The organism is Rufibacter ruber, assembly GCF_001647275.1.
Lineage (GTDB): Bacteria > Bacteroidota > Bacteroidia > Cytophagales > Hymenobacteraceae > Nibribacter > Nibribacter ruber_C.
Genome location: NZ_LRMM01000001.1, coordinates 224,469 through 250,496, shown reverse-complemented (window position 1 = coordinate 250,496; position 26,028 = coordinate 224,469). Strand labels below are relative to the sequence as shown.

Annotated in this window: 18 protein-coding genes; all 18 read left to right on the top strand. The window is 52.0% G+C overall.

The features are described from left to right. Window positions 1-399 precede the first annotated feature (399 nt). The gene (locus A8O25_RS00975) at window positions 400-927 is read left to right on the top strand and encodes a (2Fe-2S)-binding protein (RefSeq protein WP_082893375.1); all 528 of its coding nucleotides are present in this window, start codon (window positions 400-402) and stop codon (window positions 925-927) included. Continuing rightward, the gene (locus A8O25_RS00970) at window positions 924-1,916 is read left to right on the top strand and encodes an FAD binding domain-containing protein (protein ID WP_066829541.1); all 993 of its coding nucleotides are present in this window, start codon (window positions 924-926) and stop codon (window positions 1,914-1,916) included. The genes A8O25_RS00975 and A8O25_RS00970 overlap by 4 nt, the downstream gene beginning before the upstream one ends. Further along, window positions 1,913-4,132 (top strand): xanthine dehydrogenase family protein molybdopterin-binding subunit, encoded by a 2,220-nt coding sequence (locus tag A8O25_RS00965; RefSeq protein WP_066829539.1) that lies wholly within the window; start codon window positions 1,913-1,915, stop codon window positions 4,130-4,132. Before A8O25_RS00970 ends, A8O25_RS00965 begins: the two co-directional genes overlap by 4 nt. Before the next feature lie 1,885 nt (window positions 4,133-6,017). Beyond that, complete coding sequence (gene moaD, locus A8O25_RS00960; RefSeq protein WP_066829537.1) at window positions 6,018-6,257, top strand: molybdopterin converting factor subunit 1; 240 nt, start codon at window positions 6,018-6,020, stop codon at window positions 6,255-6,257. Between the two features lie 11 nt (window positions 6,258-6,268). After that, entirely contained in the window at window positions 6,269-6,679 is a 411-nt protein-coding gene (locus tag A8O25_RS00955; protein WP_066829536.1) for a molybdenum cofactor biosynthesis protein MoaE, read from the top strand. A gap of 148 nt (window positions 6,680-6,827) precedes the next feature. Beyond that, the gene (locus tag A8O25_RS00950) at window positions 6,828-7,922 is read left to right on the top strand and encodes a HesA/MoeB/ThiF family protein (RefSeq protein ID WP_066829535.1); all 1,095 of its coding nucleotides are present in this window, start codon (window positions 6,828-6,830) and stop codon (window positions 7,920-7,922) included. Then, the gene (locus A8O25_RS00945; protein WP_066829534.1) at window positions 7,910-8,677 is read left to right on the top strand and encodes a sulfite exporter TauE/SafE family protein; all 768 of its coding nucleotides are present in this window, start codon (window positions 7,910-7,912) and stop codon (window positions 8,675-8,677) included. The genes A8O25_RS00950 and A8O25_RS00945 overlap by 13 nt, the downstream gene beginning before the upstream one ends. A gap of 371 nt (window positions 8,678-9,048) precedes the next feature. Then, on the top strand, window positions 9,049-10,605 hold the full coding sequence (locus A8O25_RS00940; protein WP_066829532.1) for a GAF domain-containing protein: 1,557 nt from the start codon (window positions 9,049-9,051) through the stop codon (window positions 10,603-10,605). 99 nt (window positions 10,606-10,704) lie between these two features. Further along, complete coding sequence (locus A8O25_RS00935; protein ID WP_066829531.1) at window positions 10,705-14,814, top strand: chemotaxis protein CheB; 4,110 nt, start codon at window positions 10,705-10,707, stop codon at window positions 14,812-14,814. Between the two features lie 421 nt (window positions 14,815-15,235). Then, window positions 15,236-16,276, top strand: coding sequence for a COX15/CtaA family protein (locus tag A8O25_RS00930; protein ID WP_066829530.1), 1,041 nt, complete (start codon window positions 15,236-15,238; stop codon window positions 16,274-16,276). Window positions 16,277-16,470: 194 nt separating this feature from the next. Continuing rightward, a complete protein-coding gene (locus tag A8O25_RS00925) occupies window positions 16,471-16,662 on the top strand; it encodes a cold-shock protein (protein WP_066829529.1) in 192 nt (63 codons plus the stop codon). A 2,452-nt stretch (window positions 16,663-19,114) separates the two neighbouring features. Continuing rightward, entirely contained in the window at window positions 19,115-20,284 is a 1,170-nt protein-coding gene (locus A8O25_RS22575) for a T9SS type A sorting domain-containing protein (RefSeq protein WP_161947672.1), read from the top strand. A 168-nt stretch (window positions 20,285-20,452) separates the two neighbouring features. Beyond that, window positions 20,453-20,575, top strand: coding sequence for a hypothetical protein (locus tag A8O25_RS24025; protein ID WP_277619998.1), 123 nt, complete (start codon window positions 20,453-20,455; stop codon window positions 20,573-20,575). An 89-nt stretch (window positions 20,576-20,664) separates the two neighbouring features. Beyond that, the gene (locus A8O25_RS22820; RefSeq protein ID WP_066829521.1) at window positions 20,665-20,949 is read left to right on the top strand and encodes a type II toxin-antitoxin system RelE/ParE family toxin; all 285 of its coding nucleotides are present in this window, start codon (window positions 20,665-20,667) and stop codon (window positions 20,947-20,949) included. A 12-nt stretch (window positions 20,950-20,961) separates the two neighbouring features. Further along, the gene (locus A8O25_RS22815) at window positions 20,962-21,258 is read left to right on the top strand and encodes a HigA family addiction module antitoxin (protein ID WP_241498899.1); all 297 of its coding nucleotides are present in this window, start codon (window positions 20,962-20,964) and stop codon (window positions 21,256-21,258) included. Between the two features lie 52 nt (window positions 21,259-21,310). Next, window positions 21,311-22,963: a type I restriction-modification system subunit M gene (locus A8O25_RS00900; RefSeq protein WP_066829519.1), complete on the top strand. Its 1,653-nt coding sequence runs from the start codon at window positions 21,311-21,313 to the stop codon at window positions 22,961-22,963. Window positions 22,964-22,966: 3 nt separating this feature from the next. After that, window positions 22,967-23,608 (top strand): Abi family protein, encoded by a 642-nt coding sequence (locus A8O25_RS00895; RefSeq protein ID WP_277620000.1) that lies wholly within the window; start codon window positions 22,967-22,969, stop codon window positions 23,606-23,608. A 269-nt stretch (window positions 23,609-23,877) separates the two neighbouring features. Continuing rightward, complete coding sequence (locus A8O25_RS00890) at window positions 23,878-25,908, top strand: WG repeat-containing protein (RefSeq protein WP_066829514.1); 2,031 nt, start codon at window positions 23,878-23,880, stop codon at window positions 25,906-25,908. Window positions 25,909-26,028 lie beyond the last annotated feature (120 nt).

The window sequence follows — 26,028 nt, the reverse complement described above, 5'->3', positions numbered from 1 at the left end:
AGTTGGGTTGGCGGCTGGTACTTGCCCGCCGCCTTCTGCTTGCGGACGATTGGCCGGCTTCTTGCGGCGCTTCTTCTTGCGTTTCACTTCTTCGCCTTCACCCCAATTTTTTGAGCGAACACTTTTACAATAGAAGAGCAGCCGGAGCCTCTACGTAGGTGCCTGCGGCTATTTAAGACCATCTGCTCCTGAAGCATTTGAAAAGCCCCTCCGCTCCTGTTAAGAATAACTGGTCTTGCAGAAGTTATTCTGTCTGCGGCCTTAACTGTATTTGCGCCGTCACCGTACTGGTAGAAAGTGGCAGATGCACCTGCACCGGCGGTTGGATAGGCGCAGACACGCGTCTGAGGGGAGTAAGCGCAGCCTGGCCAAATGTTTCACCCGTACAACCGGTCATTCATGAACAAAGACAACTCTTCGGGAGCAGACTACGCCCACCGGCCTACCCTGCCCGAAACCCGTTCCGTCACCCTGAGCGTGAACGGAACCTCGCACCAGCTACAACTCGCCCCCTGGACAACGCTGCTGGACGCCCTGCGGGAACACCTGCAACTCACCGGCACCAAAAAAGGCTGTGACCATGGCCAATGCGGCGCCTGCACCATTCTGGTTGACGGCAAACGCATCAACTCCTGCCTTACCCTGGCAGTGATGCAGCAAAACAAAGATATCACCACTGTTGAGGGCCTGGCTCAGGGCGACCAGTTGCACCCCGTGCAGCAGGCGTTCATAGACCATGACGCGTTCCAGTGCGGCTATTGCACCCCGGGGCAGATCTGCTCAGTGATTGGGCTGGTAAATGAAGGAAAGGCGAAGACTCTGGAGGAGATCAGGGACCTCATGAGTGGCAACATCTGCCGCTGTGGCGCATACACCAACATTGTGCAGGTGGCGCAGGAAGCGCTGGAAAGGAGGCACGCCCAATGAGACCGTTTACCTATTCACAGGCAGCAGATGTAGAGGCAGCCGTACGAGAGGTGTCTACTGACGGAGCCAGGTTTATTGCCGGCGGCACCAACCTGCTGGACCTGATGAAAATTGATGTCCTGCGGCCCAGCCACCTGGTTGACATCACCCAGATAGCCCACCGGTCTATTGACCAAACCGGAGAAGGCGGCTTGCTGCTGGGGGCCCTGGTCACGAACGCTGACACGGCCTATCACCCCCAGGTAGAGCAACGGTATCCGCTCCTCTCGCACGCTATATTGGCCGGGGCCACCGCCCAGCTGCGCAACATGGCCACAGACGGGGGCAACCTGCTGCAGCGCACGCGCTGCTACTACTTCTATGACACCCACACTCCCTGCAATAAGCGTGAACCCGGCTCCGGCTGTTCGGCTATCAAGGGGTATAACCGGGACCTGGCTATTCTGGGAACCAGCGAATCCTGCATTGCCACCCACCCCTCAGATATGTGTGTGGCGCTGGCGGCCCTGGAGGCCACGGTGCACGTGACAGGGAAAGCGGGGGAAAGAACCATTCCGTTCCAGGACTTCCACCGGCTGCCGGGAGATACGCCCCACCTGGACGCCAACCTCCAGCCAGATGAAATCATCACTGCCATTGAGTTGCCGTCTAAAGGGTTTTCTCAGCACTACGCTTACCTCAAACTCCGGGACCGGGCATCTTATGCCTTTGCCTTGGTCTCTGTGGCGGCGGCCCTGGAGCTGGACGGTGACACCATCAAAGACATAAGAGTGGCGCTGGGTGGCGTGGCGCATAAACCTTGGCGCCTGCCAGAGGCCGAAGCACTTCTGAAAGGACAGGAAGCCACCCCGGCTACTTTCCAGAAACTGGCCAAGGCGTACCTGCAGGGCGCCAGAGGCTACGGGCACAATGACTTTAAGATTGAACTAGCGCAGCGGGCCATTGTGCGGGCGCTGCTACAAGCCAAAGAAAGGAAAACCACGGCATGAACACGCACCACATAGGAACACCCGCCAACCGCAAAGACGGCAGAGAAAAAGTAACCGGAAAGGCCAAATACGCCGCTGAATATTTCGCCCCGGACCTGGTGTATGGTTTTGTGGTGAACAGTGCCATTGCCAAAGGCAGGATCACAGGCATAGACCTTTCTGAAGCACAGCAGCTGCCGGGGGTGCTGCATATCTTTACCCATGAGAACCGCCCCGGCTACACCTGGCTGGACTCCCACTACCAGGACGAGGACTCTCCGCCCGGTTCCCCCTTCCGGCCGCTGTACAACAACCAAATCACGTTCAGTATGCAGCCCATTGCGCTGGTGGTGGCAGAGTCGTTTGAACTGGCCCGTTATGCGGGTATGCTGGTGAAGGTAACCTATGAGGAGGAGCCACAGGAGACTGATTTCGAGAAGAACCTCATACACGCGTACGAGCCGCCCAACTATAAATCCAGTCCGCCGCCTAAACCCTGGGGCAACCCAGAGGAGGCTATGGCCCACGCCCCGGTGAAGCTGGAGCAAGCCTACAGCCACCCGGCAGAGCACCACAACCCCATGGAAATGCACGCCGCCACAGTCATCTACGGCCAGGACGGCAAATTGACCGTGTATGACAAAATTCAGGGGGTGCAGAACAGCCAGAAGTACCTGAGCCACGCCTTCGGGATTCCCCTGCAGGACGTGCATGTGGTGTCTGAGTATGTAGGCGGGGGCTTCGGGTCTGGGTTGCGGCCGCAGTACCAGCTGTTTCTGGCGGTGCTGGCGGCGCGGGAACTGAAACGGAGCGTGCGCCTCATGCTCACGCGGCAGCAGATGTTTTCCTTCGGCCACCGGCCGAAAACGGTCCAGCGCTTTGCCCTGGGCGCCACCCAGGACGGCAAGCTGCAGGCACTGGAGCAAAATGCGTTTGCTGAGACCTCGCGGTTTGAAGACTACTCTGAGGATGTGGTCATTTGGCCGGGGGTACTGTATGCCTGTGACAATGTGAAACTGACCCACAAACTGGTGGGCCTGGATGTGTACACCCCGCTGGACATGCGGGCCCCGGGCGGCACCACCGGCATTTACGCCCTGGAATGCGCCATTGACGAGATGGCCTACCAGGTGGGCATGGACCCGATGGAGTTCCGGCTAAAAAACTATTCAGAGAAAGACTACAACAAAGACAAACCCTTCTCCAGCAAGGAGCTCAGGGAGGCGTACCGCCAGGGGGCAGCCAGGTTTGGGTGGGAAAAGCGAAATCCAGCGCCCCGGTCTATGAAGGAAGGCCACCAGCTCATTGGGTGGGGCGTGGCCCAGGGTGCCTGGGAGGCCAAGCAGCAGGAGGCGGCCGCCAAAGCCGTTCTGACCCCTGAAGGCAAACTGACAGTGAGCAGCGCCACCGCCGACATTGGCACCGGCACCTACACGGTCATGGCCCAGATAGCGGCTGAGACGCTGGGGCTCCCGCTGGAGGACGTTACGTTCAAATTAGGCGACTCCACCCTTCCCAAATCTCCGCTGGAAGGGGGCTCCTGGACGGTTTCATCTGTGGGTTCTGCGGTAAAGGCCGTGTGTGAGCAAGTACAGGAACAATTGCTGAAGCTGGCCCAGAAACTGGAGAACTCGCCTTTCTCAAACGCCAAACGCGAAGACCTCACCTTTTCCGGCGGACGCCTGTTTGTCACCCAGGCCCCGGCACAGTCTGTCTCTCTTGCCGAGGTTCTTGCCCAAGCCAAGGGCTCCCCCCTTGAGGTAGAGGCTTCTCTGAAACCGGCCAAAGAACAGCAGAACTACTCCCCCTACGCCCACTCAGCCACCTTTGTGGAAGTGCAGGTAGACGAAGACCTGGGCACCATCAAGGTGACCCGCATTGTCAGCGCCATTGCCGGTGGCCGCATCATCAACCCCAAAACCGCCCGCAGCCAGATCTTAGGCGGGGCAGTCTGGGGAATTGGCGTGGCGTTAGAGGAACATTCGGTCATGGACAGCCGCGTAGGCCGTTTCATGACGCATGACCTGGACAAGTACCACGTACCGGTGAACGCCGATGTGCAGCAGATTGAGGTTATTTTTGTGGAGGAGCATGATGCCATTGTGAACCCCCTGGGCGCGAAAGGGCTGGGTGAAATAGGGATAGTGAGTGTGGCTCCCGCTATTGCCAACGCGGTGTTTCATGCCACCGGGAAGCGGGTAAGGGAGTTACCCATCACCTTAGATAAGTTGCTGTAGCTGTTTCGGGGCTGTTTTTGGGAAAACAGCCCCGAAATGGTTTTATAGTTTTCTTTTTTGCGGAGGTAAGGGTTCTGTTACCGTGGCGGTGGGAGCTGTTGCAGCAGCTGCAGGTTTGCCTGGTAGGTTGTGGCTGTGGCAGGAATGTGAAGTTCGCTGTTCCCTTGGCTGCGGTTGGAAGGCGAAGTCTGCTGTTGCCTTGGCAGTGTGCGGTTGGAAGCAGGGCTTCAAAAGCGTTTCTGTTTCATTGTTGTTGCAGCAGGCGTAGGTATGCGTAGTTCGCTGTTCCCTTGGCTGCTGCAGGAAGGCGGAGTCTGCTGTTGCCTTGGCTTTACCGTTTGCTCCGGTGCCTCACTCACTGTGATGTTTCATCTTTTCCGGTAAGCGCTCACGGCCGCGGGGCCCCGTCCTGCCGGTGAGCACTGCTGTTAAAACTACGCCTTTGGCGTTGCCGCTGATGCGGCACCGTATTAACAGAGGCGCTTACCCCCAGGACTGGTTGCTGTTCCTCTCCTGTAACTGCTTGTGCTGCTCTGTCTGTTTCTGCAGGTAACTGTTACTGATCCGCTAGCCTGAGGCGAGCCCGTGCTGCGCACATCAGCCAGGGGCAGAAGTATTGTTTTTTTATTGCTGCTGGTTTGTCACTTTCTCTGGTTCAGGTTTCCAACCTGGACCTATAATGGCGGAAGCTTTCAGCTTCCATGAGGCGGCAGCCTCACATTACCTCTGCCCTCTATAGCTCCTCTATGGCGCGGAAGTTACTTCCGTGCCTTCTAACGCTGCCTGATACTCTCCCTTTGAAGGGGGCGAAGGGGGATGTTTACACAGGAGGACGCGCATTGCTGTAGGGGCGTGTAGCATACGCCCCCACGCATTCCCGCCCCCCCCTTAGAGGCAGAGGGCTTTTACTTTCTCCGCTGTTCGCGATTTGCAATCCCGAATCAAGACTCCCCGCGGATTTGCAATCCGCAGTAATAGTTGTACAAAGGCGGCGTAACGGGGATTACAAATCCCCTCAGTACCTGCTTCCGGATTATAAATCCGGAAGAGCGGCGTGACGGGCGGTCTCTGGCTGCCCTCGCGGCGCGGCAGCGAAACCAGGCATAGCTGCTTCATTCGTGCTGAATTGCCTAAGGGAAAAGAAAGGACTCAGGACTCAGGACTCAAGACTCAGAACTCACTTCGCCCCCCCCTTTGAAGGGGGCGAAGGGGGATGTTTACACCAGCAGGTCCGCGCATGCCAGATATATGTCACACAGCACATGCCCCCACGCATTCATAATCAATCCCAACAGCGGCATATTTGATCTGCAGGGCCGCGGATTGCAAATCCGCAGGTACTCTGTCCGGAATGGCAAATCTTAGAAAGCCGAGATCTACGCATTACTGAGTCCTGGCCCCTTACATTTGCCCCCACGCATGCCAGATCACTCCCCTCCCGGGAGGGGTAGGGGTGGGTCCCGATACGCCTGCCTCCGCTGTGCCGCCTGCTCATAAGACCTCGTAGCGTCTATCAGACCTGCGAGCGTCTGTGCCAGCAGCTTCTGCCATAACAACCTGAACCGCATCTCCCCTTCTCCTGACCTTCTCCCGCAGGGAGCAGGAACACCGCTATGCCGTTTTTGGCCCGTTTTCCGGAAAATAGCCCAAAAACAGAACCTACGCCTGCCCCGCTGTGCCGCCTGCGCCTAAGACCCCGTATCAACCGGAGGAGTTGCGGGCGTCTGTAACCTTTCCCGTTTCTGGCCTGTTTTTACCAAAACAGCTCCAAAACAGAACAGCGCCTCCTGCTTTTTTTGGCGGGTAGGTGAAAGTGCGGTAGCTTTAGACAACGAAGCCGGATAAAATGGAGTAGGCCATTATTATCCGTACCAAAACCAAATTCATGAACATTCTCCTTTTCGGGATAACGAGAGACATAGTGGGTGCCTCCCATCTTCAGGTGGAGCCGGCAGAACGCCCTAAGACGGTGGGGCAGCTGAAACAGTGGCTGGCGGGACAGTACCCGGAGCTGAAGAACCTTAGCTCCCTGGCGGTGGCCGTTGACAGTGAGTACGCCGAGGATGACGCGCTCCTTTCGCCTCATCAGGAAATTGCGCTTATTCCGCCGGTAAGCGGCGGGTAAACCATAACAACATGCTAATCAAACTAGTTAATCAAATTGACCTAAACGAAGCCTTTCAGTATTTGCAGACTCCAGCCGCCGGGGGCACAAACCTTTTTATAGGGACCGTTCGCGATCACGCGCAGGGAAAGCAGGTGGTCAAACTGGTGTTTGAAGCCTATGCGCCCATGGCCCTGAAAGAGCTGGAGAAAATAGCGAACCAGGCGAAGGCGAACTGGCCCATTGAGAAATTGCTCATCCTGCATGCGCTGGGCGAAAAGCAGATAGGGGAACCGGTGGTGGTGACGGGGGTGGCCTCGGCACACCGTAATGCGGCGTTTGAAGCCACCCGCTTCCTGATTGATGAACTCAAGAAAACCGTTCCCATCTGGAAGAAGGAGTATTACCAGGACAACAGCATTTGGGTCAATGCGCATCCGTAACCTTGTTCCGTCAGCCTGCCCTGCCTGTAGGAACATTTCTGTTTTCGGCCTGTTTTTCTGAAAACAGGCCGAAAACAGAAACCCGGGCTAATCGCTTTCCGCCTAAAAAAAGACCTCCTGAACATTCATAAAACCAACAGCACCCCACATGGAAAACAGATACACCCGCCAGGTACAGCTCCCGGGATTTGGAGCCGAAGCGCAGGAGAAACTGCAGCGGGCGAAGGTTTTGGTGGTGGGCGCTGGCGGATTAGGGGTACCCGTGCTGCAGTACCTCACGGGCATGGGCGTTGGCACCATTGGGGTGGTAGACGGGGACACGGTGAGCCTTACCAACCTGCACCGCCAGATTCTGTTCTCAGACGCCCACGTGGGATCTCTTAAAGTGCAAGTGGCGGTCACCCGGCTGCAGGGGCAAAACCCGGAGGTGGCGTTTACGGCGTACCCCACCTTCCTGACGGTGGAGAACGCGGTGGAACTGGTTCAGGAATATGACCTGGTCATTGACGCCACAGATTCCTTTGAAGCCCGCTACCTGATCAATGACGTGTGTGTACTGCTGCACAAACCCTTTGTGTACGGGGCCCTGCACCAGTTTGAAGGGCAGGTGAGCGTTTTCAACTATTTGGGCGGCCCCACCTACCGGTGCCTCTACCCCGCCCCACCCTCGGCGCAGGAGATCCCTGACTGCAATACGGCTGGCGTGTTAGGGGTGGTTCCCGGGTTGATAGGCTGCCACCAGGCCCTGGAGGCGGTGAAAGTTATCACGGGCATTGCCGCGCCTTTGTCTGGTTACCTGCTCATGTTTGATTTCCTGAACCAGAGCCAGTACAAGGTGAAATTGAAGGCAAAACAGGAAAACCAGACGGTGCGCCAACTGCTCCCGTCCTATTCGCTCGCGGGGTGTGCCACAGTGCGGCAGCTATCTGTGGAGGAGCTGCACCAATGGGTCACCCAAGGCAAAGACGTTCTGCTGCTGGATGTACGGGAGACTGAAGAGCACCAGCAAGGCCATCTGGCCCGGGCTCAACTGCTGCCGCTTTCCAGGTTGAGCGCCGCGCTGGATTCCCTTCCCCGGCGGGGAATACTTCTCACCATCTGCCAGAAAGGAAGCCGTAGCCAGAAAGCAGCAGAACTCATCTCCCAGGCCTGCCCAGCATTGGAGGTCTATTCCATAGCGGGCGGCATGGACCACTGGCGGCAACAATTTGGCAACCTGAAGCTGGTGCAATGGCAGGCATAGACGCAAATCTGGCCTGGCTGGTGCTCTGTTTTTTCCTGGTGGCCACGCTGTACTCTTCGGTGGGGTTTGGCGGCGGGTCCAGTTACCTGGCCATTCTCACGTTGTTCCTGCCCAACTTCCTGGAGATCAAGCAGACGGCGCTGCTGTGTAACCTGGTGGTGGTCTCCGGGGGCACGTACCTCTTCCTCAAAGAAGGGTATTTAGACCTGAAGAGATTCCTGCCGCTCACCCTGAGCAGCGTACCGGCCGCTTTTTTAGGCGCCACCGTGGGGCTGAGCCAGGAAGTGTTCTTTTTCCTGCTGGGGCTGGTGCTGGCCCTTTCAGGGTTGCTGCTGCTGGCGCAGTACGCCCAAAAGCCCACCCCAGAAACAGGGGAGCAGAAGAGTCCTTCCTGGTACTTGAACCTGTTGTTGGGGGGTGCCACCGGGTTTCTGGCGGGTCTGGTGGGCATAGGCGGCGGAATTCTGTTGGCCCCCCTCCTGCATCTCCTGAAATGGGGCTCAGCCCGCTCTATTGCCGCGTTAGCCAGCTTTTTTATATTGGTCAACTCCGTCTCCGGGTTGTTGGGCATGGTCACCTCTGGTAAGTTTCAGGCCAATTTCACGCTGCTGGCCCCCCTGCTGCTGGCGGTGTTGGTGGGCGGTCAATTGGGCACCAGATTAAGCCTCTATACCTTTCAGCCGCACGTCATCAAAGGCCTTACCGGTGTGTTCGTGCTCTACATTGGGGTGAAGCTGGTGATTGACTACTTCTAAGCAGGCGAAGGATAGCTTTCTGTTCCCCAGCCCCTTTCTCTCTATGAATGATGGCCCCCCCTGGCGCACGTGCCGAAGCGCTGTTCTGGAGTTACTGCCTTCTCCGGAGCGCAGGCTGCTGCTTTGCCTGAAGTGGGCTGCCTGTTTTCGGGCTGTTTTCAGAAAAAGAGACCAAAAACAGAAACCAGCCGCTGTCTTTTCTGTGCCAGTTCTTCAGAACCCTGGGGCTCGGCGCTTTTTTAGGAAAACTTTTGCCGGTGCAGGGGCTATCCGTAAAAATACTAACACTATATTTACTCCGTTTCTGAATAGAAGACTTTCAGTAGTTTTCCCTTTGGTAGCCAGTGTTACGTAACTGCTTCTTTATCACGATGGAAAACAAACAAGCCCCCATTGACCTCTCCCTGGAAAAAAACTACGATTCAGATTTCTGTGGCAGCATTCCGCTGCACCTGGTTAACCTGGTGCAGCCGCACGGCGTCTTGCTTACCCTGGAAAAGGGCACGTTAAAGATTATTCAGGTAAGCGAGAACGTACAGGAGTTTCTGGGCGTAGACGTTGAGGCACTGCTGGGGCAACCCATTGCCCTGTTTCTGCCGGAGCAGCAGTTCACAGACATTCAGGCAAAGGTGCAGAAACAGGTAACCGAAGAGAAAATCCCCTTCTCCCTCACGTTCCAGACGGCAGAAAAGGAGTTGGCGCTCACGGCGCTCGTGCACCCCAAGGAAGAATACGTGCTGATTGAGCTGGAAGCCAATGCGGCCCCGCCGGCGCAGCACTCTTTCATGGCGCTGTACCAGCAGATCAAATACATCACCTCTCTGCTCAGAAAGGCCAACACCACGCATGAGGTGGCGCAGATTGCCGTAGAGGAGTTAAAGAAACTCACGGGCTTTGACCGGGTTCTGGCCTACCAGTTTGACCCCCAGTGGAACGGTATTGTCATTGCCCAGGCCAAAGAGGAAGACATGGATGATTACATGGACCTTCGGTTCCCCGCGTCAGATGTGCCCAAGCAGAGCCGTGAGCTGTACTTTAAAAATCCGTACCGCCTGATCCCCACCAGATCTTACCGCCCGGCCCGGTTGCTGCCTATCATCAACCCCCTCACCCAACGGTTCACAGACCTCTCTGAATGTAATTTGCGCAGTGTGGCGGGCGTGCACCTGGAGTATCTGGCCAACCTGAACATCATGGCCTCCATGTCGTTGCCCCTGATCATTGACAACAAGCTCTGGGGACTGATTTCCTGCCACCACAAGCAGGCCATGAACCCCAGCTATGAGATACGGTCGGCGATGGAACTGCTGTCTGGCATTGTGTCAGCGCAACTGGCGGCCAAAGAAAAAGAAGCCACCATTGAGCTGAAATCCAGGCTGCGGGGCATACATGCCCAACTGCTGGAACAGCTCTATTACAACCAGAACTTTGTAGACGGGCTGCTGAATGGCCCCGTTAGCCTGCAGGACCTGTTAAACCTTTCAGGCGCGGCGGTGTTGTATGAGGGCGGCATCTGGACCATTGGCAAAACCCCTTCACCGCAGGACCTGAAGGAGATGATGTACTGGATTCGCAGAAACCACGGCGGCAACGTCTTCGCCACAGATACCCTGCCCCACCAGTACGTACGGGCCAAAGACTTCAAGGAGGTGGCCAGCGGCCTCATTGTCCTGCAGATCAATGCCGAACAAGGGGAATATATTTTAGGGTTCAGACCTGAAGTGCTCCAGACCGTAAACTGGGGCGGCAACCCTAACCAGGCCATCCAGATGGAGCCGGACGGTAAGTCTTACCACCCCCGCAACTCGTTTGCCACCTATCAGGAAGTAGTGAAAAACACTTCGCTGCCGTGGCTGGCAGAAGAGCTCAACGCGGCAGAGGTACTTAGAAGCGCGGTGCTGGAGAAAATTATTAAAGAACGCTATTAGACCCGTTTCTTTGGTAGAATTGAAGTTGAAAACGAAGAGAGGCAGATCAATTAAACACCAACCCAACAGGTAAGATTTGCCCCAACCCTAAGCACATAAATGAAGAGTTCGCATCAGCAAGATACTCCCCCTAAAACTGATCACTACCTCATTGGCATAGGTGCCTCTGCGGGTGGCCTGGAGGCTATTCATAGGTTATTTGACCACTTTCCCAGTAATTCCAGTTTTTCGTTCGTCATCATTCAGCACCTGTCACCAGACCATAAAAGCCTGATGGCAGAACTCCTGACCAAGCACACCCAGATGCAGGTGCGGGAGGCCGAAGACAATATGTACACCCAGCCCAACTGCGTGTACGTGCTGCCCAGCGGCAAGCAGCTAACGCTCAAACACGGCCGGCTGCAGCTGGTCAACCAGATCAGGAACCGGGAACCCAACTTCGCCATTGATGTCTTCTTTGAGTCCCTGGCCCAGGACCGGGGCCGGTATGCCATTGGCATTGTGCTGTCCGGTACCGGAACAGACGGGACCAAGGGCGTAAAGAAGATAAAGGCGGCCGGCGGAATGGTCATGGTGCAGGACCCGGAGACCGCTAAGTTTGACGGTATGCCCAGGAGCGCCATTGAGTCAGGCGCGGTAGATTACGTGTTCCCGCCAGAGCAGATGCCCCGCGAAATCATAGATTACACGCGGCAGATCCCGTTGGTCAAGACGTTGATCAACCGGCAGACCGAGGAAGAGGAAAACGAAGAGGAGATCTTGGCAGAGATTCTGGACCTGGTGTGCACCCATACCCAGACCAATTTCAAGAACTACAAGCAGCCCACCATCTACCGGCGCATCAGAAAGCGCATGGACACAATCAAAGTGGCCACCATGGCCGCGTACCTGGCGTTCATGCAGGAGAACCCGGCTGAGATCAAGCAGCTTTGCCAGGAATTCCTGATTGGGGTCACCCGCTTTTTCCGGGACGGGGAGCCGTTTGAGATCATGGCCCAGGAGGTCATCCCGGAGATTATCTCCCGCACCCCAGAAGAGGAGAACGTTAAAGTGTGGGTGACCGCCTGCAGCACCGGGGAGGAAGTGTATTCCTTGGCCATCTTGTTCAAAGAGTGCTATGACCGGCTGGGGCGGGAGCCCAATGTCAAGCTCTTCGCCACTGACATTGACCAGCGGGCCATCCGGCAGGCGTCTAAGGGCGTGTTTCCCGCTGCCATTGCCCATGATGTCTCAGAAGAGAGGCTGAAGAATTTCTTCCTCTTCAAAAACAACCGGTACACCATCAAAGAAGACATCAGAAAGCTGATCATCTTTGCCCAGCATGACCTGCAGAAAGACCCGCCGTTCAGCCGCATGGACCTGATCACCTGCCGCAACATGCTCATCTACCTGAACCCTGAGCTGCAGAAGAAGGTGATGTCTGTGTTCCCGTATGCGCTCAAGCTGAAAGGCTATCTGCTGCTGGGCCCCAGTGAGAGCATTGGCGACCTTAAATCTTTCTTTTCAGAGAAGAACCGTAAGTGGAAGCTCTACAAGAAGATAAAAGACAACAAGAGCTTTCAGCAGCAGTACGGGGTTACCCCCCTCACCCAGACGTTCTCCCCTGAGTACCCCCCCAGCCACCGGAAGAGCAACGCCACCTCTGACCAGTACAATGAGGCCTTTCTGGACACCGTGGCCGAGGACCTGAAAGTGGCGGGTCTGTTTGTAGATGAGAATTTCCAGCTCCTGCACGGCATTGGCGACTTTAGCCGCTATTTGAAACTGCCGGAGAAGCGTCTGCACCTGAACCTGCTTAAAATGGTGTCTAAAGAACTGGCGGTTACGCTTAGTGTAGACATCAGAAAGGTTCTGAAAACCGAGCAGCCTGTCAGCAGGCAGATCATGATCAAATCGGGCAACGGGAACCAGCTGGTACACCTTTTAGTGAAGTTGTATTCGGCAGAGCCGGACATGCCCAAAGTGACCCTGGTGCTGCTGCAGGAAAACACGCAGAATCTTTCGCTCAAAACCCTGGAGCCTATGCTGTCTGAGGCAGACACCGGGTACTTCCAGCAGCTCACCCTGTTAGAGTCTGAACTGAAAGATGCCCGCGAGAGCCTGCACATGACGGTTCAGGACCTGAGCACCGCCAATGAGGAGCTGCAGTCTACCAATGAGGAGCTCATGTCTTCTAACGAGGAACTGCAGAGTTCCAATGAGGAGATGCAGTCACTGAATGAGGAGATGCAGTCACTGAATGAGGAGCTGCACACCGTGAACTCAGAGCACCAACTCAAGATCAAGGAACTTCAGGAACTGAACGAGGACCTGGACAACTACATCAGGAGCTCCAACATTGGGCAGCTGTTCCTGGACCACCACCTGGTGATCAGAAAATTCACCCCTTCTGTGAAGGAGCTGATCAACATCATTGAGATAGACGTGGGCCGGCCCATCCACCACCTGTCACACAACCTCAAGTACAAGAACTGGCTGGAAGACATTAAGAAAGTAAATCATACCTCGGCTGAGGTGGAGCAGGAAGTGGAAACCCAGGATGGCAAATTCTTTTTGATGCGCATCATCCCTTACCTGAAATATGACGGCAACAAAGACGGCGTGGTGCTCAGTTTTGTGGAGGTCACCACCCTCAAAGCCCTGAGCAACGTGGTGCAGGGGGTGCTCAACAGCTCCCTGAACAACATCATGGCCTTTAAGGCGGTGCGCAATGAGGAGAGTGCCATCATAGAGTTCACCTGGAGCCTGCTGAACAGACAGGCAGAGCAGATGATTGGGAAACCGCAGGAGCAGCTGCTGGGGCAGAGCGTACAGCAGGAGCTGACGTTTCTGCGCAAGAGCGGGCTCTTCAAAAAGTTTGTGCACGTCATTGAGACGGGCAGTCCGCTGCATGCGGAGCAGTACCTGGAGGTGAAGGGGAAAAAATCCTGGTTTGAGATTGCCGCCGCCAAAATGGGCGACGGCCTCACCCTCACCATGGCAGACATCACTGAAAAGAAAATAAGTGAGGAGCGCATTCTGCTGGCCTATGAAGACCTCAAACGGGCAGAGGAAAACCTTATCAAGCTCAACACCCTGCTGGAAAAGCGTGTCACTGACAGAACCCAGGAGCTCCTGGCCAGCCAGGAGCGGTTTAAACTGGTCTCCAAAGCCACCAATGACGTGGTCTGGGACTGGAACCTGATCACCAACGAGCTCTGGTGGAGCGACTCCCTGCAGACCATTCTGGGGTATGACCCCAGCCACATGAGCAAAGGCATCAACTCCTGGTTTGACAAGATTCACCCAGATGACAAGGAGCGGGTCATGAAAGGCATCAATGATGCCATCAACCTGGGCAGTGACCAATGGACCGACGAGTTTAAAATCATAAGGGCCAACGGCACGTACGCCTACATCTATAACCGGGCGTACATTCTGCACAACGAGTACCAGATGCCCCACCGCATGCTGGGCTCGTTCATTGATTTGTCAGACTTGAAAGACACCCAGGTAAAGCTCAAGGAAACGAACGCCCACCTGCTCCGGGTCATTGATGACCTGGACAACTTTGTGTACACGGCCTCGCATGACCTGAAAACCCCCATCCATAACATTGAGGCCCTGCTGCGCGAGCTTAAATTAGAACTGCCTGAAGAGGAGTTCATGCAGGTAGATGTGCAGCAGATCATGGCCATGATGCAAGGGGCCGTGGAGCGGTTCAAGCATACCATTGCCAACCTCACAGAGGTGACCAAGCTGCAGAATGACAACGTGCCTGAAATCTCCAGCGTGAACCTGAACGAAGTGGTGCAGGACGTACTGCTGGACCTGGAACCAATGATACAGGAAGCACAGGCCCACGTGAAAGTAGATGTGCGCGAGTGCCCTACCATTTTGTTCTCCAAGAAGAACTTCAGGAGCATTGTGTACAACCTGCTGTCTAACGCCATCAAATACCGGGACCCGGAAAAGGACACCAAAGTCTCTTTAACGTGCCGGAAGGAGAAAGACGACCTGGTTCTGACCGTGAAAGACAATGGACTGGGCATGACCGGGGAACAGGAAGACCAGCTCTTTACCATGTTCCGGCGTTTTCATGACCACGTAGAAGGCTCTGGCATTGGGCTTTACATGGTACGAAAGATAGTGCACAACGCAGGCGGCAAAATTCAGGTTTCCACCAGATTGGGCGAAGGCACCACCTTTAAAATCTACCTCAAGAGCTAAGGCGCTTCAGGTTTCTGTTTCTGGGCTGTTTTTCTGAAAACAGCCCCGAAACAGAAATCATTTCTCTTCTGGTGAGAACACCTGACCACCAGACCTTCCTTTTCCTTTTCCCTTTCCAACTTCTGCCGGTTGACCGTCTCCTCCCTTTACCGCTTAGAAAACCCACTCTGTTTTGGGGCTGATTTCCTGAAAACAGCCCTAAAACAGAATTTGCAGACGTTCAAGCCAGGGTACCACTACTTTTACCAAGCAGAGCAGGTCCTCTAACCTGGCGCCTTCCTGGGTACACGGCCTCCCAGGCGTTTGGCCCTTGCCCGGGAAGGTTTCTTGTATAAGAATGATTTTTATCAGTTTTGGGCCAGAGATGCATCATCAAAAGCTGAGACAGGCCTGAGGAGCTTTGCCTTTTTAAAGGAGGTATATGAACAAGACTGCTGCGCCCAAAGGGGTGGTGCTATGGCTGCTCACAGGTGCTTTTTTAATTCTGTTGATGGTCATCATTGGCGGCATCACCCGCCTGACCAACTCCGGCCTCTCCATGGTAGAATGGAATGTGATTTCGGGCACCATCCCTCCTCTCTCTGAGGCCGAATGGCAGGTGGTTTTCCAGAAATACCAGCAGTTCCCGGAGTACCAGAAAATTAATTTCAGCATGGACCTGCAGGCGTTTAAGCAGATTTTCTGGTGGGAGTACCTGCACCGCCTGCTGGGCAGGGTGATTGGCCTGGTCTTTTTCCTCCCGTTTCTCCTATTTCTGGGGCGGGGGTACCTCAAAGGCTGGCTGCTGCGGCGCATCCTGCTCATTTTGGTCTTGGGCATGGCACAGGGCGCCATGGGTTGGCTGATGGTGAAAAGCGGCTTGGTAGATAATCCGCATGTGAGTCATTTCCGGCTGGCGGCCCACCTCTGCCTGGCCCTGGCCCTCATAGGCACTATTCTCTGGACGGTGGCAGACCTTACCGCTGCCCCTTCGGCCACGCCCAAACACCTACCGACCCTCCGGAAGGGTTCTAAGGGGGTGCTGATCGCTGTGCTGGGGCAGATTATTCTGGGGGCCTTTGTGGCAGGCTTAAAAGCGGGGCTATACTACAATACCTTTCCGCTTATGAACGGCGAGTTCTTCCCCAGGCTCCTGCAGGAGACCCTCACCTGGGACAATTTTCTGGAGAACGGTTCCTTTGTGCAGTTCCTGCACCGCTGGGTAGCCTTGGTGGTGGTGGTGCTGGTGCTGCGCCTCTGGCTCAAAAGCAGACAAGTCGGCCTGGCCTCTGGCACCTTGGGCCTGGTTCACCTCCTGTTCGCCCTCACGGGTGTGCAAGTGGCGCTGGGCATTGTCACGCTGCTGTACCAGGTGCCGGTGGCACTGGGGGTTCTGCACCAGTTGGTGGCGGTGCTCCTCTTCTCAGTGGCCCTGCTGCTGGTGTACCGCTTCCGGGCCGCGCCCGCTCTGCAAACGGCTTAAAGGGAGGGCCCATGGCAGGGCAGCAAACGTGGTTACGCAGAGGCGGTTCCTTCCTGATTTATTTTTTTGCGGCTGCCTCTAATCTTTTAGGGAATGGTGATTAGGTTGGTTCGAAAAAAAGTTATACCTTTTCAGTGAAAGTTTGAACTCTTATCTGGGTTCAAACGTATTCAAGGCATTAATCAACTATCACAATGAATCAAGGAAAAGTAAAATTCTTTAATACCGAAAAGGGATTCGGTTTTATTAAAGATGCCAATTCAAATCAGGAGTACTTCGTGCACGTTACGGGCCTGGTAGACGAAATCAGAGAAAACGACGATGTTACTTTTGACCTCAAAGAAGGAAAGAAAGGACTAAACGCTGTCAACGTAAAACTCGCTTAGTCTTTTGCTATAAAGACATTGAAAAAGCCTTACCGTTTGGTAAGGCTTTTTTTTGTTTCTGTTTTGGGGCTTCTTTTTGAAAAACAGCCCCAAAACAGAATTGTCTGAGTTGCCTGCACTTCCGTCTTTGGTAGTTGATGCTGTGGTCTGTTTACTTTTGGGGGCCTGCCGCAAGCGTTGGTTTGTGGCTTTTTAAGATAGGAAGCTTCTGTTTGGGAGCGCCTCTGAATGCAGAAATCTCACATCAGCGGCTGTTCTATAGTTTGTTTTTGTCAGCGGTACTTTAGGTTTAGAATTACGTTTTCTCTTCTGCTGGAATGGATAGTTTGCTCTTCCCTTGGCTGGGTGGTAGTTGGTGCAGGTAGGCACGGTATGCTCTCCCCTTGGTTGAGCGGTTGAATGCAAGCTCTCCATGAAGCAAATGTTTCTTTTTTGCCGCTGCGGCAGGGGCAGTGTGTAGTTGGCTGTTTTTCTGGCTGGGGTGGTTGGTGCAGTAGTGCCCTAAGTGATACACTCTTTTCAAAGACCCTGTTGTTGCAGTGGCAATGCACAGTTCACTGCTGCAGTTGCAATGCGGAGTCTGCTGCTCCTCTGGCTGGGGCAGGTATGCGTAGTCTGCTGCTCCCTTGGCGGTGGCGCTTGATGCTGTATTTGGTGACAGCCAATTGCTGCGGCAGGAATGCGTAATCCGCTGTTTCCCCTGGCTTTGGTGGTTGACGCGGTGCCTCACTCACTGAGTTGTTTCATCTTTTCCGGTAAGCGCTCACGGCCGCGGGGCCCCGTCCTGGGGGTGAGCACTGCTGTTAAAACTACGCCTTTGGCGTTGCCTTCGGCACCGTATTAACAGAGGCGCTCACCCCCAGGACTGGTTTGGGTTCCCCTCCTATAAAACTGCTTGTGCTGTTTTGTCTGCCTCTGCAGGTAACCGTTGCTGATCCGCTAGCCTGAGGCGAGCCCGTGCTGCGCACATCAGTCAGGGCAGAAGTGCTAATTTACCCAGGTGCCACCAGCAGAAGTGTTGATTGTTGGTTTACTTATTGCTGCTTGTTTGTCACAATCTCTGGTTCAAGTTTCTAACTTGGACCTATAATGGCGGAAGCTTTCAGCTTCCATGAGGCGGCAGCCTCACATGACCTCTGCCCTCTATAGCTACCTCTTCTGCCCCTCTATGGCGCGGAAGTTACTTCCGTGCCTTCTAACTCCAGATGATATTCCCGCTTGCGCGAACCTCCAGACTCGTGCCTATAGCTGATGGGCGGTCTCTGGCTGCCCCCGCGGCGCGGCAGCGAAACCAGGCATTGCTGCTTCATTCGTGCTGATTTGCGTAAGGAAAAAATGAAAGGACTCAGAACTCAAGACTCATAACTCACTCTGATGCTCCCCCTTTGAAGGGGGCGAAGGGGGATGTTGACACAGGAGGGCACGCATTGCTGATCAACCTCTTCTCGCCCCAGCTAGTTGAGCCCTGCCAATCACAGTGCTCTCGCGCTCTTCCGGATGTGCAATCCGGAAGCTGGTACACGGGGATTTGCAGTCCCCGCGGCGGCACGTTTGATCTGCATGCGCCGCGGATTGCAAATCCGCAGGTACTTGGTCCGGGATGGCAAATCCCGGACAGCCGAGGGACACGCATACCAGATCACTCCCCTCCCGGGAGGGGCTAGTGGGTATCACGCATGCCAAATTGTTTGCCAAAATATGCCAGAATCACATGCTTGATTCAGAACTCGGGACTAGTACCGGATCTCGCAGCGTCTTCCAGACTTGCGCGCGTCAATGCCGCAGCTGCGTTTTTGGCCTGTTTTCTCAAAAATAGCCCAAAAACAGAAACCGCTCTGATCTGGGCTCATACCTCTTCTCCTGAAAAGGAAACCCTTACTTTCTCTTTATAAGCGTTGCGCTCCCAGATTTGCCATCCGGAAGCGGGTACTGATAGGATTTGAAATCCCGCTTCCTGCTCTTTTGAACAGCAAAACCACGGAGAGGAGGTACAGGTGCAGATTATTTTCCCACCTGGGAGGAGGTGGGGGTGGGCCCAGGTACGCATCATCAGGTTCTAATTTCGGCAATAAATAAGACCTTCTGTTGTAGTGGATGTTCCTTTCTTTTACGCTCCCGTTTCTCCGGTTCTTAGAAACAGCCCCCTTCACCCCTACTACCTTCTTCCCAAAGCAGGAATTGCTATATTTGAGAAACATCTATCAAACATTATATGCCGAAACGCTACCCAAACGTACAATTTCCTTTACTCCTTAGCTTGCTCTTTCTTCTGTTCATGGCTTCGGCGGGCTATACCGCTGCAAAAAGCACTTCTATAAAGAGGTTTGACGAAGAAATCTCTAACAACACCATCACATTAACCAATCAGCAAATCTGCCTAGGAACAACGCCAGGCCTTATTAATGGCTCCACTCCTACGGGTGGAAACGGGATGTTTTCGTACCAATGGGAAATGAGTACCACCAGTGCTACGGCAGATTTTATTATGGCTCCGGGTACTAACAATAGCATCAATTACACCTCTCCTGTGCTTATCAGTACCACCTGGTTTCGGCGGCGGGTAATTTCGGCAACGAGTCATAGTTATAGCAACGCTCTTCAAGTCACTATTTTACCTGTGCCGCCTGCGCCCATAGTGGCGAATCAAGCAATTTGTTCCGGCTCATCTGCCACCCTTCAAGCTTCGAGCGTTGCCCATTCCTTCAGTTGGTATGCCACTTCTCAGGGAGGTACGCCTTTACATACTGGGGAAACCTACACCACCCCAACGCTCCTTCAAACCACCACCTTCTACGCTGAAAGCAAGTCTGAAAGTGGTTGCACCAGCTCTACCCGGACGGCGGTGAGGGTGACGGTAACGCCTGCAGTAACCAACAATTCCATTACCGGGGAACAATCTGTTTGCCAGGGCCAGCCTCACCCCGGGTTAACGGGTGCACCTGCCGCAGGAGGAACAGGAATTTACAGCTATCAATGGGAACGAAGCACCACCGGTAGCAACAGTGATTTCGTGACAGTTTCCAACGGAAATGGGAATGATTATGCCCCCGGTTATCTTTCTGTCACCACCTATTTCCGGCGGCTCGTTTTTTCCGGCAGCTGTGGGCCTTCCATTTCAAACGTGATCCAAATAGAGGTTCAGCCTATCCCGCCTACTCCCACTATTTCCCAAGACGGCACCACCTTAACCGCCAGCATAGCTGCTGAGAGGTATCAATGGAAGCTGGATAACCAGACCCTCCCGGCCACTACGCAAACCATCACGGCAACCGCCCCGGGCAAGTATTATGTCAGCGCGATAAACAAAAACAGTTGCTCCTCCCCTTTTTCTGAGGCCTTTCAAATCACGGTATCCGGCGCCGCCGAAGAAGGTCCGTTGGCGCAGCTGCGGCTCTTCCCCAACCCTACCACGGGCGCGGTGATTTTACAAGCAGCCACCGCGCAACCTGATCTGGTCTTGACGGTGACCAACCTGACTGGTCAGGAACTGGGGCGGTTCAACGTGCTCCGCCAAACCGCCCAACAGCAGCTGGACCTGTCTTTTCTTCCGGCAGGGCTTTACCTGGTGCAATTGCACAATGACCGCTTCACCAGTTCCAGAAGATTAGTCATCACCCAATAAGGCAGCCATCCTTGTTTGCGGGCTTGATTTCCGAAAACAGCGAAAAACAGCGGGTGAATCTAAAATTTTCCCACAGGTCAATCCCTGTCCTAGAAAATATTCAAAAATTCTATATCTTCGGTTCCCCCAAGAATCAAAGACCAGACACTACCCCCTTTATTACCCTACATGGCGAAGAAGAACCCCAAGGCGGCACCCGCTGCCAAAGGCGATATAGATTTTGAGAAAGAACTCTGGGACGTGGCCAATGAGCTGCGCGGCCCCGTGGCTAGCGTTGCTGTAGTTAAGTGACGAATGCCTCAGGATTTAGCTGAGAGGTTTGAGTAATAAGTTGAAATAAGAACTTGTTACCTACTAGGTAACGTATTATATTTACCAGCATGATTGTCAGCTTTAAACACAAGGGTCTGGAGCGGTTCTTTCTAAAAGGCGATGGCTCAAAGCTGCAACAGGCGCATTTGGGAAAAATAAGGTTAATACTGGCAACGCTTCATGCTGCCACCAAAATACAGGATGTGGATGTACCCGGCTGGAACCTACACCCTTTAAAGGGAAATCTGAAAGACCTTTGGTCAGTAAAAGTAAATGGTAATTGGCGCATCACGTTCCGGTTTATAGACGAGAAAGTAGAAGTGCTGGACGTGAATTACCTTGATTACCACTAAAATAGTAAGCGTATGACAATGGAAATGTTCAACCCGCCCCACCCCGGCGAAATACTACGTGAATACATTAACGGCGTGGGCAAAACAATAACCGAGGTAGCCCAAGGTCTAGCCACCAGCCGCAAACATCTCTCCCTTATTTTGAACGGGCACACCGGCATTAGCGCAGAGATGGCCCTGAAACTCTCGGTCGCCTTTGACACTACCCCTGACTTCTGGCTGAACTTCCAAAAGAGCTATGACCTGTGGCAGGTACGGCAAAAAGTAGATACTTCTAACATAACGCACTTCCTAAACTCTGCGGCTTAGGCTTGCTTCAACGTACCGAACCTAAAAAGACCACCACCCTTTATTACCCTACATGGCGAAGAAGAACCCCAAGGCGGCACCCGCGGCCAAAGGCGATATAGATTTTGAGAAAGAACTCTGGGACGTAGCCAATGAGTTGCGCGGGGCCGTGGCCGAAAACCAGTACAAAGACTACGTGCTCTCCCTGCTGTTTGTGAAGCACCTCTCTGAGCGCTTTGAGGTGCGCAAGCAGGAAATTCAGCTTTCCTTTCTGGAGCCCGGCTCTGAGTACTACAACATAGAAGCGCACCAGCAGAGCGAGGTGCTGGAAGACGAGCTGGAATACCAGGTCAAGAACGCCTACCGCTTGCCCCAGCAAGCCACCTGGGACTACCTGCGCGAGAACGCCGAGCAGGACGACATCAAGGTAAAAGTAGACCAGGCCTTCGTGCTGATAGACGAGCTGCTGGCCAAGCGCAACCCAGATTATAAAGGCGTGCTGGAGCCTATCTTCATGAAGAGCCAGCTCTCGCCTACGCAGGTGGCGGGGCTCATTAACCTGTTCTCCAAAGAGAAGTTCTCTGAGATAAACAACCCCGAGAGCGACATCTACGGCCGCGTGTATGAATACTACATTGGCAAGTTCGCCATGGCCGAGGGCTCCGGTGCGGGGCAGTTCTTCACGCCGGGCAGCGTGGTGCGCCTGCTGGTGGAGATGCTGGAGCCGCTCAAGGGCCGCATCATGGATTTAGCCTGCGGCAGCGGCGGCATGTTCGTGCAGAGCCTCAAGTTTTTGCAGGCGCACGGCGGCGACAAAAACGACATCTCCATTTACGGGCAGGAGCGCTACGAGGGCACGCTGCGCCTCTGCAAGATGAACCTGCTGCTGCGCAACCTCTCCTTTGACGTGAAGCTGGGCGACTCCCTGCTACACGACCGCTTCCAGGGCCTGAAGGCCGACTACGCCCTCATGAACCCGCCGTTCAACATCTCCAACTGGCACCCCGAACTGCTGCCCGACAACGACCCGCGCCTCTTCGGGGCCAAAGACACCTTTACCACCCCCGGCAACGCCAATTACATGTGGTTCCAGACGCTGTGGCACCACCTCTCTGACCGTGGCACGGCCGGCGTAGTGATGGCCAACGGCGCCATGACCACCGGCAGCGCCGGCGAAAAGAACGTGCGCGAGCATATGATTACCCAGGGCATTGTAGACTGCATTGTGCAGATGCCCGACAAGCTGTTCCTGACCACCGGCATACCCGCCTGTATCTTTCTATTGAGCAAGAACCGCGACGGCCGCGACGGCGAGCACCGCGAACGCAAAAACGAAATCCTGTTCATAGACGCCCGCAAACTAGGCACCATGGCCAGCCGCCGCCTGCGCGTGTTTGAAGACGCAGACGTAGCCCGCATTGCCGATACCTACCACCAATGGCGCAACCTAGGCGGCGACTACGCAGATATTGAGGGCTACTGTAAGGCCGCTACGCTAGACGAAGTGGCTGCCAACAACTACGGGCTCTCACCGGGCCGCTACGTGGGTTCCGGAGCAGAGGAAGATGATGGTGTTCCTTTTGAAGAGAAGATGCAAAAGCTGACGGAAGAGTTGATGCAGCAGTTTGTGGAAGGTGCAGTGCTGGAGGAAAGGATCAAGGAGAGTCTAGCGGGGTTTATTACACACCGCTATAAAAGAAAAAACCCGGCTTCATCACCAGCATAGAATATCTGGGAGAGGAAGTACCGGGACTGCTATTGCAAAGATGCAAGCTATTATATGAACAAGCAATATTTAGAAAAAGTTTTTTCTGCCAGTAGGATGCAAAAGTATTTCAACGCGCATCCTGGGAACGAAGCCAAGGCAATTCTTCATTATCAATGCAATTTGCAAATATCAGAGGCTTTTTATCCAAGTCTTTCAGTATTGGAAGTTGCCTTGCGCAATGCCGTGAACGAACAATTAACAAAAAAGTTTGGCACACCAGATTGGTATACGCATTTCCCTACCACTCCTGGCTTAACCAACTTAACCAAAGAAATATCCAGGGCACAGCAATTCATTGTAACCCGCGGCGAAATTGTCACACCTTCAAAAGTTGTGGCAGAATTAACGTTGGGTTTTTGGGTGCGTTTATTTAACACGGAGTATGAATTAATACTATGGAAAGATTTACGCAAAGCTTTTCCTAACTTACCAAAGTCAATACGTAAACGCAAAACGGTTTCTGCACCTCTTAACCATTTTAGGAATCTGCGAAATCGCATATTTCATAACGAACCAATCTGTTGGAGCTTTCAAAATTTAGAAAATGCCCACAAAGAAATCATACTGATAATGACTTGGCTCCATAAGGATTTGCCTAAATAGGTAAAGGCAATTGACCGGTTTGGCGCAGTCTTGCAAGAGGTAAAGAAAAAGCTGATTAACCTTTAAAATTTGTTTTATTGTATCTTGAATATATAAAAGACTTTCACTTAATCACTACAAAGCAATCTTGATTCAAGATATAATTAAATTTTAATTATAATAAAAATTTTTACATCCTTGGCTATTATTGTAAACTTAACTTTGTGCTACAATTTTAAAACCTACTAGAACAGTAATAAACCGTTAGTATATCCTTCAACAAAAAAACAATGAGACACTTTTTACACTTAATAAAGATTACTCTTATCTTAATGTCTGCGGTTTCATGTAATTCTGAAACAACAATATTAGATTTGAATCTAATTCCAGTCAGGAACAAGCAAGAGTTTTCGTATATTGATAAAGAAGGCAACATAGCAATACCGCCACAATTCAGTGACGCAAGTGTTTTCAGAGAGGGTATTGCCTTAGTCAAGACTTTAGGTGAAAACCAAAAGTGGGGATACATAAATAATGAAGGGAAATATATTATACCTGCAAACTATAAAGAAGCTACTATTTTTAGCGAGGGAATAGCTTGGGTAGTAACTGAAAATTCATTTCCTACAGCAATAAATGATAAAGGCAAAATATTGGCTAGTATTAAGGATGCTAATAGTGTAAGGATTTTTAAAGAGGGGTTTGCTGCTTTCAGTATTAAAAAAGATGATGAACTTAAATGGGGTTTTATTGATAAAGAAGGCAAAGTGATAATTACACCTCAGTTTAGAAGTTCTTTAAATTACAGCAATGGAATATGTGCTGTTGAGAATGATAGTGGCAAGTGGGGGTATATAGATAAAACAGGAAAGGTTATTATCAACTTTCAATTTAAACAGGCTGGTAATTTTTTGGATGGAGTTGCTGTGGTTGCTACAGACAACAAGTTCGGTGTTATAAATACAAAGGGCAATTATATTATTAACCCTCAGTTTCAAGAATTAAAAAAAGATGGTGATCTTTTTTTAATTAAGCAAGATGATAAATGGGGATGGTGTGATGATGAAGGTAAAATTATTATTAACCCTCAATTCTCAGAAGCCTTCCCCTTCACCAGCGGTGAACTAGCAGCAGTTAAAATAGGTGAAAGTTTTGGCTATATTAATAGGGATGGTAAAATAATCATTAATCCTCAATTTGAACTTGCTTTCCCTTACACTGGAAATAAAGCTTTAATTAAAGCGAGTAACATGATAGGAGTTATAGACAAAGAAGGAAAATATATTATTAATCCACAATATGAAGGTGCTTCTAATGACATATTTTATTATTTATTGTCTGATTATTCATTAAACAGTCCTTACGAAACTGTTGAGTCAGATTATTTTAATACAGATGCTATATTTGAAAGAATCAAAAAAGACATTAAAGATCATACAGTTATGGGTCTCAATTTCAACACAACATCATCAGAATTTAAGGAAAGGTTTGGAGAATATAAGTTTAATAAAGACACTCATTTTCATACTTTAGTTTCGGACGAAAAGATTTCAAAACATGCATCAGTTTCGTTATCTCTAAATATAACTACATGGTTACGCAAATACAATATTTATTATAGCAGAGATGAATACTTCTTTATTCCCGACAATTTACCTAGATACTTTGAATACAAAGTATCTTACAGTAAAAGAAATGAACAAATTAAAAATAAAATAATTAAATCATTAAGGGAATATTTTAACAGTAATGGTTTTAAAATATTACCAGTTGAGCCAGGCTTGAATAGTTATGAAGAATATTTCGAAGCAATCTCTTCTTCATTTTTGATTGATGTTGCAGTCTTTGACGATAATATAAGAATTACAATAGAACGTCCAGAAGAGGCAGAACTGCAGACAAAATCTGATACAGGATTACAACCTGAAGAATTAACTACAATAATCGAGAATGAATTTTCAAAAAGTTTAAGTAAAATTGAAGGTCAAGAAAGAGACTGCTGGATAGTTAATATAGTCTCAGGAGATCTCAATGGAGATGGTTCTAGTGATGTTGTTGCACATTATTCATGTGGTATCAAAGGAAGTATGGGAAATGCTAGCACTGGATCTGGAGAGGCCATCTTTATAAATAAAGATAATCAGTATAAAATAGTCGGCTGGGAGGAGAAGTTTAGAAATTTTATTCCTAATAAGATTTACACGGGAATACTTTATGGAGAGGAAGTTGAGTACGCTCCTACTGATCCAAATTGCTGTCCGTCACTTAAAAGAGAGATACAACTAAAATTGGTTGGTTCTAATTTGATTAAGATAAATTAAAGATGATTAGTTACACTCTAATTTATTTTTCGCTTGATCCTTGCACAGGAATGAAATTTAGCCACAAATTAATATACATATATACTTGTGGCTAAGAAATCAGATAAAGTTTGTAGTCCT